We start from the raw sequence: 14587 nt of genomic DNA, 5'->3' as shown, positions 1-14587 counted from the left end.
TCGCAGGTCAGGCGGGCATTCCCGAGGTAGCAAGCTCTTGACGTCATGCACCCACGGAAACATGTCGGCACGACCCGCCCACAACCTGGAAATCCAGAGAAGCAGCAGGTCAGACGCCCTTTGCAGCGGGTTCCGGAATCGCCACGCACTCCACGTGATGCGTCATCGGAAACACGTCACAAGGTGTGTGGACGGGAGAATCTGCAGGTCACATGGGGTTTTCCTGCCTTGCGCACGGGCTGTGAGGCGGCCGGAGCGTCAAATGAGCGTCATGGCGGACGGACTTTCTCTCCTCCCCCGGCCGGTACACCGGGCTGTCCGCGTTTCTGATCCCCGTGGCCGTCATGTTGCTGCTCGGGCGGCAGGTCAGCTGCTGGAGGGGCTGCGGGATGCCCGGCGCAGCGCTCCCGCCACCGGGCCGCCCTGGAAGCGTCCGGGTGAAACCCGGGCGCGATTCGTACGGGCCGACCCGGTGGGCCGGTGACGAGGCTGGACATCGGTAAAGACTCGTCGCCGGGTTTCACCTCGTGCACATCAGCGTCCGACCCCGGGCGCCTGCCGGGGTGTGGCTCAGGCGTCGATGATGACGGGGATGATGAGGGGCTTGCGGCGGTGGGTGCGGAACGCCCAGTTCGCCACGGCGCGGGCGAGGAGTTGTTCGAGTTGGTGCGCGTCCCCGACGCCTTCCTCGGCGGCGGTGGCCAGGGTCTTCTCGATGACGGGGATGACCGGCTCGAAGGTGGTGTCGTCGTGGACGAAGCCCCGGGCCAGGAAGTCGGGGGCCTCGGCGAGGGCGCCGGTGTCCGCGTCGACGATCGCCACCACCGTGACCACGCCTTCGGCGGCGAGGGTGAGGCGGTCCTTGAGGGACGCTTCGGTGGCGCCGCCGACTTCCATGCCGTCCACGTAGACGTTGCCGGCGGGGACCTTGCCGGTGATGGACGCGCGCCCGTCGACCAGGTCGACGACGACGCCGTCCTCGGCGATGACGACCCGTTCGGGGTCGACACCGGTACGGATGGCGAGGTCGGCGTTGGCCCGCAGGTGACGCCATTCGCCGTGGACGGGCATGACGTTGCGGGGTTTGACGATGTTGTAGCAGTAGACGAGTTCGCCGGCGCTGGCGTGCCCGGAGACGTGGACCTTGGCGTTGCCCTTGTGGACCACGTGGGCGCCCCACCGGGTGAGTCCGTTGATCACCCGGTAGATGGCGTTCTCGTTGCCGGGGATGAGGGAGCTGGCGAGCAGGACGGTGTCGCCCTTGCCGATGCGGATCATGTGGTCGCGGTTGGCCATCCGTGACAGCGCGGCCATGGGTTCGCCCTGGGAGCCGGTGCACACCAGCGTGACCTTGTGGTCCGGGAGCTTCTCCAGCTCCTTCGTGCTCACGACCAGACCGGAGGGGACCTTCAGATAGCCCAGGTCACGGGCGATGCCCATGTTGCGGACCATCGACCGGCCGACGAAGGCGACCTTGCGGCCGTGCTGGTGGGCGGCGTCCAGGACCTGCTGGATGCGGTGCACGTGGCTGGCGAAGCTGGAGACGATGACCCGGCGTGGAGCGGTGCGCATCACCTGCTCGATCGCCGGGTTCAGCTCACGCTCGGAGGTGGTGAAGCCGGGTACTTCGGCGTTGGTGGAGTCGGTGAGGAACAGGTCCACGCCCTCCTCGCCGAGGCGGGCGAAGGCGCGCAGATCGGTGATGCGGTCGTCGAGAGGGAACTGGTCCATCTTGAAGTCGCCGGTGTGCAGCACCATCCCGGCCCGGGTGCGGATCGCGACCGCGAGGCTGTCGGGGATGGAGTGGTTGACCGCCACGAACTCGCAGTCGAAGGGCCCGAAGCCACGCCGGTCGCCCTCCCGCACCCGCACCGTGCGCGGCCGGATTCCGTGTTCCTTGAGCTTGGCCTCCAGGAACGCCAGCGTCAGCTTGGAGCCGACGACGGGAATGTCGGACCGCTCGCGCAGCAGGTACGGCACGCCGCCGATGTGGTCCTCGTGGCCGTGGGTGAGGACCACGGCCACGATGTCGTCCAGCCGGTCCCGGATCGAGGTGAAGTCCGGCAGGATCACGTCCACGCCGGGCTGGGTCTCCTCGGGGAACAGTACGCCGCAGTCGACGATGAGCAGCTTGCCCGCGTGCTCGAAGACGGTCATGTTGCGGCCGATCTCACCCAGGCCGCCCAGGCCGATGACCCGCAGCCCTCCTTCGGGTAGGGGTGGCGCGGCTTTCAGCTCGGGGTGCGGATGACTCATACCCTGACGGTACCCGGAGAGCGGGACAGGGTGACCCATTACCTGTGCGATCTCTTCCGCCCGACAGGGTCGGGGCACCACAACGGGTGTCCGGCGACGACCCGATGACGCCGGCGGCCGGACAGGGAGGGGTCAAGACGGTACCGTCTTCGGTGGGTCAGCCGTGAGCCCGGTGGTGCCGGCGGGGATCTCCTGTCTTTTGTCGTGGTGGCCGGCCTCCGCGGCCTCCCGGTGCGCCTCGTCGATGGGCCACTTGGTGTACAGCAGTGCCCGCTCGGGTGTCCGAGTGCCGTCGGCGCTGTGCCGGAAGTGCGCCCGGCCTTGCACCGGGTGCCCGCCGTCCCTCGGCTGGGCGGCGATCACGGCGTCCGTGAAGGCGCGCTGCCACTCGACTCCATGACGTCGAAGGGCGCGGTGACCAGGCAACCGGGCGTGTGAGTCTCGTCGGCTACGGCGAGACCGAGGTACCGGAGGTGTCGAGACGGCCCCGCGAGGGCGGCTGTCAAGCCGCTGCCCCGCAGGTACGGATCGTAGGAGGGGCGCCGGCCGCCTGTGCGCAGGTCGGCACAGCGTCGCCGTCGGTGCTCAGGAACCAGGACAGTGCGGCGAGCCCGTGCGCCCAGGGGCCGCAGCCGTGCCATTGCGAACCCGCCAATCAACGACTGGGGCCGTGCGGGGGGATGCCTGGAGGGGAGGCGGCGCCCGGGTGGGGGGCGTACCAGCCGCCTCACCCGTTGTGGCGGCGCCGCGAGCGGGGCCGGAGGTGAGCGACATGCCGGTGGAGCCGTTGGGACACGAGCACCATCTCTGCGCGCCACAGCCCGGCCACGCGCGGGGTGTGACAGCCCGCCGATACCGGCGGGCCCGCTCACCTCAGGCTGCGGCCGATGGACTGGACGATCCGCCGGTGCGGCGGTATTCGCCGTTGATGCGCTGGGCTTCTTCGAGCTGGTCTTCGAGGATGATGATCCGGCATGCGGCCTCGATCGGGGTGCCCTGGTCGACGAGCTCACGCGCGCGGGCCGCGATGCGCAGTTGGTAACGGGAGTAGCGGCGGTGACCGCCCTCGGAGCGCAGTGGTGTGATCAGTCGCGCTTCGCCGATGGCGCGGAGAAAGCCGGGAGTGGTACCGAGCAACTCGGCGGCCCGGCCCATCGTGTAGGCGGGGTAGTCGTCGTCGTCGAGACGGCTCAGCGACTCGTCTGCTGTCATCTCACCTCTCTGTGGAACGCGTGGAGGGGCCTTGGTGCCGTTTGGCACCAAGGCCCCGAAGGAACTGCAACACCATATGCCGACCCTAGTGCTGCGCCGGCCTTCTGTTTCCGCCCAGCCGCCTGATACGCCGACGGGGATGCGGGGATCGCGGATGCGTGACCGGAGACCACCTACCTATCGATGTCCTGCGGTACGCGGGCTCGCGTCCTCCGCCCGGGCGATCCTGATGGTGCTCGACTCCTCCGTTCTTCCCTCGGAACCAATCACTTGCAAACAGGGACTTCTGCGTACTGCTGGTACTGCAACCGCGTCAACTGCGGCCCTGCTCACGGCGGCCCCTCGTCACTTCGGGCCACCCGGTCCGGTCGTCAGTCCCGTCGCCGTCGTACAACAACCTGGCTTCGAAACTCCACCACCGCACCGTCATACGTGGAGTGCTGCCCGGCAGTTCGTGTCTGCCGGGCCTTGCTCGATCTCGGCTACGAAAGAAATCGTAATCACGACGACATCGAATGTCTACTCCGGCGAGCATAGATTTGCTGCGGCTCGACGATGAGGTCTCCCGCTGAGCCGATCTGCGAATGCCTGGGGCCGTCCGCAGCGCAGGTCCGACGCACGGATGAGACCCAGAGCCGCCCGCGGAGCTTCCCGTGGCACCGCCGACTGGCGCGGCGCGTCGACCACGATTCTCGGCCCCCTCCTGCGAGCACGGCGGCTCCGGTGAGTTGGCGGGCGGGGCACAGGGACGGGTGGGTGAGGGCCGGGCATGAACGATCCGCAGACGAGGGTGACCCTGATGAACACGATGTCCGTCAACGCCACCGCTGCCCCGTTCCACGCGGCCGTTGCCGACGCACGCGATACCGCACAAGCGTTCAACAGACCTGCGGCAGCCGAACGGCAGCCGACCAATGCCTCGAAGCACGCCCCTGGCTCGCAGCGGCCGCACATGCGCACCCCCTGACCTGTAGTGCGGCACCAGGGGAGCCGTATGCGCCCGGCTCGCCCGGTTGCGCCACCGCTGCACCCGCCCGGGCAGGCCGGTGCATAGAATCCCGTCCCATGCCGAAGCCTGACGAGTTGCTCGTTGCGATAGCCGCCCTCGTGGAGTCCGGGCAGAGCAATCAGATGTCCCTGACCGTGGTTACCAGTGGTGCTGTCATCACCGGTCGGCTGGCTCCGGAAGCCATGTGGAGGCAGAGGGTGTCCGAGGTGCTGACGGACTCCGCCGACCTGGGCGCGTTCTCCGCCGTCTTCGACACCCCCGCGAGGATGGACGGGCCGCCCACGCATCTGCATTTCCACGTCGCCCGGATCCTGCAGGGTACGGTGGGGATCCCGGAGACAGGCGGGATGTACCGCGTTGCGATCGAGGCCGTCAGTGCCTGGACCGTGGGCGACTTCAGCTACTCCGACCACTGACCCACCGACCCATGGCACACGGTGAGGCCCCACCGGCACGCCGGTGGGGCCTCACTGCTCTGTTCGGCTCACACCTGTCCGTAAGTGAGGCGGAGAGGGGGAGTGCCGAGCGTTGCGGAGGCCGGCTCGTACGGGCCGGCCAGGGGCGCAGATGCGGCTGTAGGGCGGGTGCGGCAGGTGAAGCCGAGTTGGGTCATGGCCCTGAGGACTTCACCGGCGCTGAAATCGCGCCGGTCTTGGCGGGTGATCACCTGGCCGACCTGCTTGGCGGGGTAGTGGCGTCGTCCGATGATGACGAACTCACCGGTGACGGTCTCAGGTGTGACGCCCTTCATCGATTCCACCACGCCGCTCTTGGTCAGGTCGAACGGGAAGCGGGCGATGACACAGCGCATGATGCCTCCAGGGAGACGAGAAGACGAAGCCGGGTGGGGTGATGGCGGTTCAGCGGAAGAGGGCCACGGCGCTCAGAGTGTTGCCGTGTTCGTCGGCCACGGGCGCGGCCCCGAGCCGGCGGCAGTGCATCGCACGTTCGGCTTCGGCCCCAGTGGTCAGCGGTGGGGCGAAGGGCCCGATGACGTCGGCGATGTCTCGCAGGCGGATCCGGTCCGTGTATCCGGAGCCGTCACGAACGGCCGTGAGCCCGGCCCGGGTGATCAGGCCGGTGCGCAGACCGTCCTCGTCGCAGACCGCCAGATGACCTGTACGGGCGGCGGTCATCACGGACAGTGCCACCTCCACGGTCATGTCCTCCCAGACCTGCGGTCCGGCCGTGTCCATGGTGTCGGCCACCGCGCCGTGCGCGGGGTGGGCGCTCGCCGGGCGGAACTGCGTCTGGTCCAGCGTCAAAGGGTGCCTCCTGCGGAGTTGGGCCGGCTTCCTGATCAAGAAGGTTCTATGCAGCCGCACCCGCGGTGGACTGCCTTACGGGCGCACGGCGGGCCGTCGAGACGGGGCGGCGTCGCCCGCGTGAAGTGGCGCCGCGCTTCTTGGGGCGTTCGACCACCGGTGCGGTGATGACGACCGGGATGCCGGAGGGGGCCTGGGCGCCGGTGATGCGGTGCAGGGCCTCTTCGCCGGTGCGGACCTGGGTGGTCTGCGGGACGATGCCGGCCGCTGCCATGAGGCGAGTCATGCCGCGGCGCTGGTTGGGGGTGACCAGGGTGACGACACTGCCGGACTCTCCTGCGCGGGCGGTACGGCCGCCGCGGTGGAGGTAGTCCTTGTGGTCGGTCGGCGGGTCGACGTTGACGACGAGGTCGAGGCTGTCGACATGGATGCCGCGCGCCGCGACATTGGTCGCCACCAGCACGTTGACGTGCCCGCTCTTGAACTGCGCCAGCGTGCGGGTGCGCTGCGGCTGCGACTTCCCGCCGTGCAGGGCGGCGGCCCGTACCCCGCTGTTCAGAAGGTGCTCGGTGAGGCTGTCGACGGCGTGCTTGGTGTCGAGGAACATGATCACACGGCCGTCGCGTGCGGCGATCTGGGTGGTGGCCATGTGCTTGTCAGCGCCGTGAACGTGGAGCACGTGGTGCTCCATCGTCGTGACCGCGCCGGCCGAGGGGTCGACGGAGTGCACGACGGGGTCGCTGAGGTAGCGGCGCACGAGCAGGTCGACGTTGCGGTCGAGAGTGGCGGAGAACAGCATGCGCTGGCCTTCGGGGCGGACCTGGTCGAGAAGGGCGGTGACCTGCGGCATGAAGCCCATGTCGGCCATCTGGTCGGCCTCGTCGAGGACGGTGATGGAAACCTGGTTCAGTTGGCAGTCGCCGCGGTCGATGAGGTCTTTGAGGCGTCCCGGCGTGGCGACGACGACCTCGGCGCCACCGCGCAGCGCGCTCGCCTGCCTGCCGATCGGCATTCCGCCCACCACCGTGGCCAGCCGCAGCCTCACGGAGCGGGCGTACGGGGCGAGCGCGTCGGTGACCTGCTGCGCCAGCTCGCGCGTGGGTACGAGGATCAGCCCCAGCGGCTGCCTGGCCTCGGCACGCTGCCCGGCCGTACGGGCCAGCAGCGCCAGCCCGAAAGCGAGGGTCTTGCCGGAGCCGGTGCGCCCACGGCCCAGTACGTCCCGGCCGGCGAGGGAGTTCGGCAGGGTCGCGGCCTGGATCGGGAAGGGCACGGTCACGCCTTGCGAGCCGAGCGCGCCCAGCAGTGCCCCCGGCATGTCGAGATCGGCGAAGCCCTCTACGGCGGGAAGCGCGGGAGTGATCGTCCTGGGCAGCGCGAACTCCCCCTGGACCGCGGCGGGCCGGCGGCCGTAACCACCGGGACGGCTCGGCCCGCCGGAGCGGCTCCTGGCCGACGAGCCGAATCGGCTGCCGCCCCTTCCGGAGTCGGCACTGCCGTTACGGGTGCGGGCGAAGCGGTCGTTCGTGCGTGTGCGGTTCATGCGGAACCTTCCTCGATGCGGCACATATCAAGGAATTCCCGCAGCGATGATCAGCACAGAGAATTGCAAGAATGGACCTGGTGGAATGCGAAAGCGGATCTGACCGACGGAAAATCCGTGCGGGCACAGGCGCTGGAATGAGTGGCGCGGAGCGGATGCAATGTTCGGGCGTCCGCCGCGATGAAGCCATGGAGGGATGCGTGCACCCCTGAAGGATGCTCCGTATGCGGTGAGCCTACGGGTTTCCTGGTTGTCGTCCGCAGGCGAAACCACTGCGGGAAAATGCGAGCAGCTGGGGCCCGCACCCCGAAGGACGCGGGCCCCAGCTACAAGTACGCGACAGTCGGCGTCAGGCGAGAACGATGTTCTCGGCCGTCGGGCCCTTCTGGCCCTGCGCGATGTCGAAGGTCACCTTCTGGCCCTCCAGCAGCTCGCGGAAGCCCTGGGCGGCAATGTTCGAGTAGTGGGCGAACACATCAGCGCCGCCACCGTCCTGCTCGATGAAGCCGAAGCCCTTTTCCGCGTTGAACCACTTCACGGTACCAGCAGCCATGTCATTTCTCCTTTGGGGCAGTGCATCGGGATCCGCACTGCGCGGACCCCCGTGTCGCCGCGATGATCACCCCGTCCGGAAAAAGACCGGATAACAAAAGCGCTTCCAGCGGAACAGGCGCCGCCCGGAGGACTTGAAGTTTTGGGAACCACAACTGCAACTGAGATCGACAGTAGCACGCCGCAGCGGCCTGTGTACGGTGAAGAATCCCACTCCACTTAATGCGGCAGAGAATCTGTCTGCCTGTTCCGTTGAAATCTCAGCTCGCGGGCACAGATATTGACCCAGCCGAAGCGTAACGTTTCGGGAAGCATTGGAGGCGCGCCCAGCATAAGGGCTGCTCACCCCAGGGATGGTGCGGGCGGGCGTGGAGATCAGGGTGACGCCGGCAGGCGTGACGGCCCGTCTCCGGCGCACGCGTCCTGAAGCAGGTGGTGCAGCCGGTCTTCAGCCATGCGGCGGACATCGAACGCCTTCCCGCCGGCGATCCCGGGCGGGGGGGAAAGGGTGCAGCGGGCCTTCGCGCTGATACGGCGCGACATCAGGGACGAGGAAAACCTCCTCCCCTCTCGGCTGCAGAACACGACGGACACCGACCGGCTACGCACACTCGGCACACTCGGCACCACCTGGGCGGCGGTACGACAGACCACCCCGACGCATCCGCACCCCGTCATCCCCCGGCGGCCTCCCGGGAGCGCCCTGCTGGGTGTGCCGCTGACCGCCGCTCTGGGCATCGGCGACCCGCCTCACGACGCAGAAGGTGATCGTGGCCTGGTCGGGATGCTCGGTACCGCTTTCGTGGCCGTCGCGGCACAGCGCCCCAAGCGGAACTGAGCGCCCGGAACCGTGTTCCTTGCCGGAGCCGCGTCGATCACCGCCGGAGTGCCGCTCTCGACGCGCCTGGCCGCCATCACCATCGCGCAGGTTCCGTCAGTACGCCTGGGCAGCGGGGCAAGCGGTGAAAAGGGCCTCGTCAGCGCTCTGACCGGAGAGCACCACCTCGGCGATGCCGCACTCGGAGGCCCGGAGTCTCTCATCAGCGTGGCCGGCCCTGGTCCGGTCGCCGCCCGACTCGACGCACGAACCGCACCAGTCCACTCCCTCATTCACAACCTGACGCGCATCAGAGCGAGCGTCACATGAGCGTCAGAACTGCCTGGCGCGGACCCTGCGAAGACCGGGAGCACCACGCGCACCCCTTCCCCGTCACTGATGGGAAGCCGCAGGTCAGGGACGTACGTCCGGCACGCGACCTGCTCCACGTCATGCTCCCGCCGAAACATGTCGAGCGACCGGCCCGGCTCCTGGGAAATCAGGAAAACAGCAGGTCAGAGCCCCTTTGCAGCAGGCTCCAGAATCGCCACGCACTCCACATGATGCGTCATGGGAAACAGATCGAACGCCCGGAGCGTCCGCACCCGGTACCCGCCCTCGCGGAAGTACCCCAGGTCCCGGGCCAGCGCGGCGGGATCGCAGGCGACGTACGCGATGCGGCGGGCGCCCAGGGAGGCGAGGTGGGCGACCGTCTGCCGGCCGGCGCCGGACCTCGGGGGGTCCAGGACGATCAGGTCGACCTCCGTGATCCCCGTGCGCGGCAGGACCGACTCGACCTTGCCCTGCTCGATGCGGACACGGGGGAAGTCGGCGAGGTTGTGCCGTGCGTCCTCGACCGCCCGCTTCCCGGACTCGATGCCGAGCACCGCGCCCTTCTCGCCGAGGCGGTCGGCGAGGGCGCCCGCGAAGAGGCCGACGCCGCAGTAGAGGTCCAGGGCCATCTCGCCCTTGCGGGGCAGCAGCCCCTGCATGACGGCCTTGACCAGAGTGTCGGCCGCCTTCGGGTGGACCTGCCAGAAGCCGCCGCTGCCGACGCGGTAGGTGTGGTCGTCGGCGCGCTCGCGGACGAACGCGCGGCCGTGGACGCGGTGGATTCCGCCGTCCTTCTCGTCGACGCGCATGACGGAGACGGGCCGGTCGAGCTCGACGAGCGGCAGCCGGGCGCCGGGCCGCGGCTCGAGGATCACCATGCGGTCCTGGGAACCCGTCGCGGCGATCGCCTCGACGGAGGCCATGCCGGCCCAGTCCCGGTCCTCGATGCCGAGTTCGCTGACGCCGGCTGCGGCGATCATGCAGTGGTCGATCGGTTCGACCTCGTGCGAGCGGTGACGGCGCAGTCCGGCGTTGCCGTCGGCGTCCACGGCGTACTGCACGCGCGTGCGCCACTGCGGGACCTGCCCGGCGGGCAGCTTGTCACCCTCGGCCGGTACCACCGTGCCGTCCCAGCCGGCCTCCTCGGGCGTGAGCCCGGCGAGCCGCTGCAACTGCTCGGCGATCACGTCGGCCTTCAGCCGGCGCTGGGCGCCCGGCTTGGCGTGCTGCCAGTCGCAGCCGCCGCAGCGGCCGGGGCCGGCGAAGGGGCAGGGGGCTTCGATGCGGTCCTTGGAGGCCTCCAGGATCTGGACCGCGTCCGCGCGCAGGAAGCGTGCGCCCTCCTCGCCCTCGGTCACCCGCGCCACCACCCGCTCACCGGGCAGCGTGTGCCGGACGAACAGCACCTGGCCCTCGGCGGTACGGGCGATGCAGTGGCCGCCGTGGGCGACGGGGCCGATCTCGACCTCGTACTCCTCGCCCACCAGAGACTTGGTCGGTTCTGCCTGCATGGTGGGGTGACTCCAGATCGGGACGACGGAAGGCGGGGACAGCGGACGGCGACCGGGACGGAAGAGGCCGTGGACCGGTGAGGCTGGACAACAGCCCACCAGTCTACGGCCTCCCCCGCGTGCCTCAGTCCTTGGTCGCCGACGGCTGCTTGGGGCGTTCCACCGCGGGGCCGCGGCGGACCGCGCCCGGCGCGCTCCACTCCTGCCGCTTGCGGGCCCGCTGCTTGGCCAGCTCGGAGGACTCCAGCTGGTAGGGCACCGAGGTCACCATGACGCCCGGCGTGAACAGCAGGCGGCCCTTCAGGCGCAGGGCGCTCTGGTTGTGCAGCAGGTGCTCGTACCAGCGGCCGACCACGTACTCGGGGATGATCACGGAGACCGCGTCGCGCGGGGACTCCTTGCGCAGACCCTTGACGTACTCGATCACCGGGCGGGTGATCTCGCGGTACGGCGAGTCGAGGACCTTGAGCGGTACGTCGATGCCGCGCCGCTCCCACTCCTCGCGCAGCGCCTTGGTCTCGGCCGGGTCGACGTTGACGGTCAGCGCCTCCAGGGTGTCCGAGCGCATCAGCTTGGCGTAGGCCAGGGCGCGCAGCGTCGGGCGGTGGATCTTGGAGATGAGCACGACCGAGTGCACGCGGGACGGGCGGACCATGTCGTCGTCCGGCTGCTCGGGGGCGGCGATCTCCTCGGCGACACGGTCGTAGTGCTTCCGGATCGCGGTCATCGTCGCGTAGAAGATGCACATGCCGAGCAGGGCCACCCAGGCGCCGTGCGTGAACTTGGTGACCAGCACGACGACGAGCACCAGGCCGGTGAAGAAGGCGCCGAACGCGTTGATCGCGCGGGAGCGGATCATGTGGCTGCGCTTGGCCGGGTCCTTCTCGACCGCCAGGTGGCGGTTCCAGTGCCGGACCATGCCGGTCTGGCTGAGCGTGAAGGACACGAACACGCCGACGATGTACAGCTGGATCAGGCGGGTGGAGTCGGCGCCGTAGATGACGGTCAGCAGGGCCGCGGCGCCCGCGAGCAGCACGATGCCGTTGGAGAAGGCGAGACGGTCGCCGCGGGTGTGCAGCTGGCGCGGGAGGTAGCGGTCCTGGGCCAGGATCGAGCCGAGCAGCGGGAAGCCGTTGTACGCCGTGTTCGCCGCCAGGAACAGCACCAGCGCGGTGGCGGCAGCCAGGACGACGAACAGGAAGCTGCCCTTGCCGAAGACCGCCTCGGCGACCTGGGAGATCACCGGGTTCTGGACGTAGCCGGAGCCGAGCGGGTGGCCGTTGTGGATCAGGTCGGTGGCCGGGTTCTCGGCCATGCGGACCTTGGTGGACATGGCCAGGGCGATGATGCCGCAGAACATGGTGACGGCCAGCAGGCCCATCATCGCGAGCGTGGTGGCCGCGTTCTTCGACTTGGGCTTGCGGAAGGCCGGGACGCCGTTGGAGATCGCCTCGACACCGGTGAGCGCGGCACAGCCGGAGGAGAAGGCGCGCAGCAGCAGGAAGACCAGGGCGAAGCCGGCGAGGCCCTGGTGTTCGGCCCTGACGTGGTAGTCGGCGGTCGGGGCGTGCATGGTGTCGCCGAGGATCAGGCCCCGGACGGCACCCCACACGATCATGATGAAGACGCCGCCGACGAACACGTACGTCGGGATCGCGAAGAGCTTGCCGGACTCCTTCACGCCCCGCAGGTTCATCAGCGTCAGCAGCAGGATCACGGCGACCGCGCACAGCACCTTGTGCTGGACGACGAACGGGACGGCGGAGCCGAGGTTCTCGATGCCGGAGGCGATGGAGACGGCGACGGTGAGGACGTAGTCGACGAGCAGGGCGCTGGCGACCGTCAGACCGGCCTTGGGGCCGAGGTTGGTCGTGGCGACCTCGTAGTCACCGCCGCCGCTCGGGTACGCATGGACGTTCTGCCGGTAGGAGGCGACCACGGTGAACATCAGCACGACGACCGCGACGGCGATCCAGGGGCTGAAGTGGTACGCCGACACGCCCGCGATGGACAGGACCAGCAGGACCTCCCCCGGCGCGTAGGCAACGGAGGACAGCGGGTCGGAGGCGAAGACGGGGAGTGCGATGCGCTTCGGCAGGAGCGTTTCGCCCAGCCGGTCACTGCGCAGTGCGCGCCCGATCAGGATCCGTTTGGGCACGTCGGTCAGTTTGGACACGACAGAGGATGGTAGGCCTTCGAACAGGCAACCGCCCACCCGGTGTCCTGGTTCTGCCTCACGAGTGAATTCAGCGGCGCCCTGAACTGCGGATTCCGTGGTCCGCGCGCTCCCCGTGCCTAGATGGCACACCCCGCCTGTCGTCGCACTTCGGAGGTGCCATGCCCCCGCCCGCGGAGCTGATCGGGGCGACCCTCGCCCTGGTCGGCCTCGGAATCCTGACCCTGTGCAGCGTGCGCAGCATCACTCGCCGGCGCCGGCCCGCGGTGATCAGTGACGCGGAGCGCTGACGCTGCTCACGCCCATGATCGCGGAACCTGATCGAGCCGACCCCGGCACGGGGGTGCCCGCCCCGCGGCGCCCGTGTGTAGCTTTGGGCGTCGGTCTGAGACCCTGAGGCTGAGCAGTAACTTTTGGACACCGGAAGGACGGTCGTGCACATCGTCATCATGGGCTGCGGACGAGTGGGTTCCGCTCTTGCCCAGACCCTGGAGCAACAGGGACACACGGTCGCCGTGATCGACCAGGATCCCACCGCCTTCCGCCGACTGGGCCCGGGATTCGGCGGCCGCCGGGTCACCGGCGTCGGCTTCGACCAGGACACCCTGCGCGAGGCGGGCATCGAGGAGGCCGGCGCCTTCGCCGCCGTCTCCAGCGGTGACAACTCCAACATCATCTCCGCGCGCGTGGCCCGCGAGATGTTCGGCGTGGAGAACGTGGCCGCCCGCATCTACGACCCCCGCCGCGCCGAGGTCTACCAGCGCCTGGGCATCCCCACCGTGGCGACCGTCCGCTGGACGGCCGACCAGATGCTGCGCCGTCTGCTGCCCTCCGGTGCCGAGCCGCTGTGGCGCGACCCCACCGGCGGGGTCCAGCTCGCAGAGGTGCACGCCTCCGCGAAGTGGGTCGGCCACAAGATCAGCAAGCTGCAGGAGGAAACGGGCGTCCGGGTGGCGTTCCTGACCCGTCTCGGCGAGGCGATCCTCCCCACCTCGCAGACCGTGCTGCAGGAGGGCGACCTCGTGCACGTGATGATGCGGACGGACGACGTCGAGAAGGTCGAGGCGGCGTTCGCCCAGGGCCCGGAAGAGGAGAGCGGTCACTGATGAGGGTCGCCATTGCCGGAGCCGGCGCCGTCGGCCGCTCGATCGCCGGCGAGCTGCTGGAGAACGGCCACGAGGTCCTGCTGATCGACAAGGCCCCGACCGCCATCTCGGTGGAGCGGGTGCCCCAGGCGGAGTGGCTGCTGGCCGACGCCTGCGAGATCACGTCCCTGGACGAGGCGGCGCTGCAGCGCTGCAACGTGGTCATCGCCGCGACCGGTGACGACAAGGTCAACCTGGTCGTCTCGCTGCTCGCCAAGACGGAGTACGGCGTCCCGCGCGTCGTCGCCCGGGTGAACAACCCGAAGAACGAGTGGCTGTTCAACGAGTCCTGGGGCGTGGACGTGGCCGTCTCCACCCCGCGCCTGATGTCCGCCCTGGTGGAGGAGGCGGTGAGCGTCGGCGACCTGGTCCGGCTGCTCCGCTTCAGCCACGGCGACGCCAACCTCGTCGAGCTGACCCTGCCCGAGGAGTCGGCCCTGGCCGGCACCCAGGTCGGCGACGTGGAGTGGCCGGAGGACACCTCCCTGGTCACGATCATCCGCGGCACCCGCGTCCTGACGCCTTCCAAGGAGGACTCCCTGGAGCCGGGCGACGAGCTGCTCTTCGTGGCCGCGCAGGCCCGCGAGGAACAGCTGGAGGAGCTGCTGTCGGTGCGGCGGGAAGAGGCCTGAGCAGAACACCGAGAAGGGGGGGGGGGGGGGGGGGGGGGGGGCGGGGGGGGGGGGGCGGCCGGCCGCCCCCCCCCCCCCGCCCCGGCGCCCCCCCCCCCGCGCCCCCGCCCCCCCCCCCGCCCCCCCCCCCCCCGCC

Annotated in this window: 15 protein-coding genes; 6 read left to right on the top strand and 9 right to left on the bottom strand. The window is 69.5% G+C overall.

Going from position 1 to position 14587, the window contains the following annotated elements:
* Positions 1-570 precede the first annotated feature (570 nt).
* The 3 genes from ACIHEJ_RS07600 to ACIHEJ_RS07590 form a co-directional block, all read right to left on the bottom strand.
* Positions 571-2256: a ribonuclease J gene (locus tag ACIHEJ_RS07600; protein ID WP_400132926.1), complete on the bottom strand. Its 1686-nt coding sequence runs from the start codon at positions 2254-2256 to the stop codon at positions 571-573.
* 132 nt (positions 2257-2388) lie between these two features.
* Positions 2389-2619: a hypothetical protein gene (locus ACIHEJ_RS07595; protein WP_400132924.1), complete on the bottom strand. Its 231-nt coding sequence runs from the start codon at positions 2617-2619 to the stop codon at positions 2389-2391.
* A 510-nt stretch (positions 2620-3129) separates the two neighbouring features.
* Positions 3130-3468 (bottom strand): MerR family transcriptional regulator, encoded by a 339-nt coding sequence (locus ACIHEJ_RS07590; RefSeq protein ID WP_400132922.1) that lies wholly within the window; start codon positions 3466-3468, stop codon positions 3130-3132.
* A 769-nt stretch (positions 3469-4237) separates the two neighbouring features.
* Between ACIHEJ_RS07590 and ACIHEJ_RS07585 the strand changes: the two genes are divergently transcribed.
* Both ACIHEJ_RS07585 and ACIHEJ_RS07580 read left to right on the top strand, forming a co-directional pair.
* The gene (locus ACIHEJ_RS07585) at positions 4238-4435 is read left to right on the top strand and encodes a hypothetical protein (RefSeq protein ID WP_400132920.1); all 198 of its coding nucleotides are present in this window, start codon (positions 4238-4240) and stop codon (positions 4433-4435) included.
* Positions 4436-4533: 98 nt separating this feature from the next.
* Entirely contained in the window at positions 4534-4893 is a 360-nt protein-coding gene (locus ACIHEJ_RS07580) for a hypothetical protein (RefSeq protein WP_400132918.1), read from the top strand.
* A gap of 68 nt (positions 4894-4961) precedes the next feature.
* On the opposite strand, the gene ACIHEJ_RS07575 is transcribed toward ACIHEJ_RS07580, so the two are convergent.
* The 4 genes from ACIHEJ_RS07575 to ACIHEJ_RS07560 form a co-directional block, all read right to left on the bottom strand.
* Entirely contained in the window at positions 4962-5288 is a 327-nt protein-coding gene (locus ACIHEJ_RS07575) for an SCO5918 family protein (RefSeq protein WP_400132917.1), read from the bottom strand.
* A 49-nt stretch (positions 5289-5337) separates the two neighbouring features.
* Positions 5338-5742, bottom strand: a complete 405-nt coding sequence (locus ACIHEJ_RS07570; protein WP_400132916.1) for a CBS domain-containing protein — start codon at positions 5740-5742, stop codon at positions 5338-5340.
* A gap of 46 nt (positions 5743-5788) precedes the next feature.
* The gene (locus tag ACIHEJ_RS07565) at positions 5789-7285 is read right to left on the bottom strand and encodes a DEAD/DEAH box helicase (protein WP_400132914.1); all 1497 of its coding nucleotides are present in this window, start codon (positions 7283-7285) and stop codon (positions 5789-5791) included.
* 349 nt (positions 7286-7634) lie between these two features.
* A complete protein-coding gene (locus tag ACIHEJ_RS07560; RefSeq protein WP_014145516.1) occupies positions 7635-7838 on the bottom strand; it encodes a cold-shock protein in 204 nt (67 codons plus the stop codon).
* A gap of 507 nt (positions 7839-8345) precedes the next feature.
* On the opposite strand from ACIHEJ_RS07560, the gene ACIHEJ_RS07555 reads away from it, so the two are divergent.
* Positions 8346-8675 carry a hypothetical protein gene (locus ACIHEJ_RS07555; protein WP_400132912.1) on the top strand — a complete coding sequence of 110 codons (330 nt, stop codon included), beginning with the start codon at positions 8346-8348 and terminating at the stop codon, positions 8673-8675.
* A gap of 494 nt (positions 8676-9169) precedes the next feature.
* On the opposite strand, the gene ACIHEJ_RS07550 is transcribed toward ACIHEJ_RS07555, so the two are convergent.
* Positions 9170-10498, bottom strand: a complete 1329-nt coding sequence (locus ACIHEJ_RS07550; protein WP_400132910.1) for a class I SAM-dependent RNA methyltransferase — start codon at positions 10496-10498, stop codon at positions 9170-9172.
* Between the two features lie 124 nt (positions 10499-10622).
* Entirely contained in the window at positions 10623-12674 is a 2052-nt protein-coding gene (locus ACIHEJ_RS07545; protein ID WP_400132908.1) for an APC family permease, read from the bottom strand.
* Positions 12675-12835: 161 nt separating this feature from the next.
* Between ACIHEJ_RS07545 and ACIHEJ_RS07540 the strand changes: the two genes are divergently transcribed.
* The 3 genes from ACIHEJ_RS07540 to ACIHEJ_RS07530 all read left to right on the top strand — a co-directional run bounded on the left by ACIHEJ_RS07540 (position 12836) and on the right by ACIHEJ_RS07530 (position 14451).
* Entirely contained in the window at positions 12836-12964 is a 129-nt protein-coding gene (locus tag ACIHEJ_RS07540) for a hypothetical protein (protein WP_400132906.1), read from the top strand.
* Between the two features lie 144 nt (positions 12965-13108).
* On the top strand, positions 13109-13780 hold the full coding sequence (locus ACIHEJ_RS07535) for an NAD-binding protein (protein ID WP_400132904.1): 672 nt from the start codon (positions 13109-13111) through the stop codon (positions 13778-13780).
* The gene (locus ACIHEJ_RS07530; RefSeq protein ID WP_400132902.1) at positions 13780-14451 is read left to right on the top strand and encodes a potassium channel family protein; all 672 of its coding nucleotides are present in this window, start codon (positions 13780-13782) and stop codon (positions 14449-14451) included. The genes ACIHEJ_RS07535 and ACIHEJ_RS07530 overlap by 1 nt, the downstream gene beginning before the upstream one ends.
* Positions 14452-14587 lie beyond the last annotated feature (136 nt).

This window comes from Streptomyces sp. NPDC052301 (genome assembly GCF_044593395.1).
Taxonomy (GTDB): Bacteria; Actinomycetota; Actinomycetes; order Streptomycetales; family Streptomycetaceae; genus Streptomyces.
This window is presented reverse-complemented; position numbering and strand designations above follow the sequence as displayed.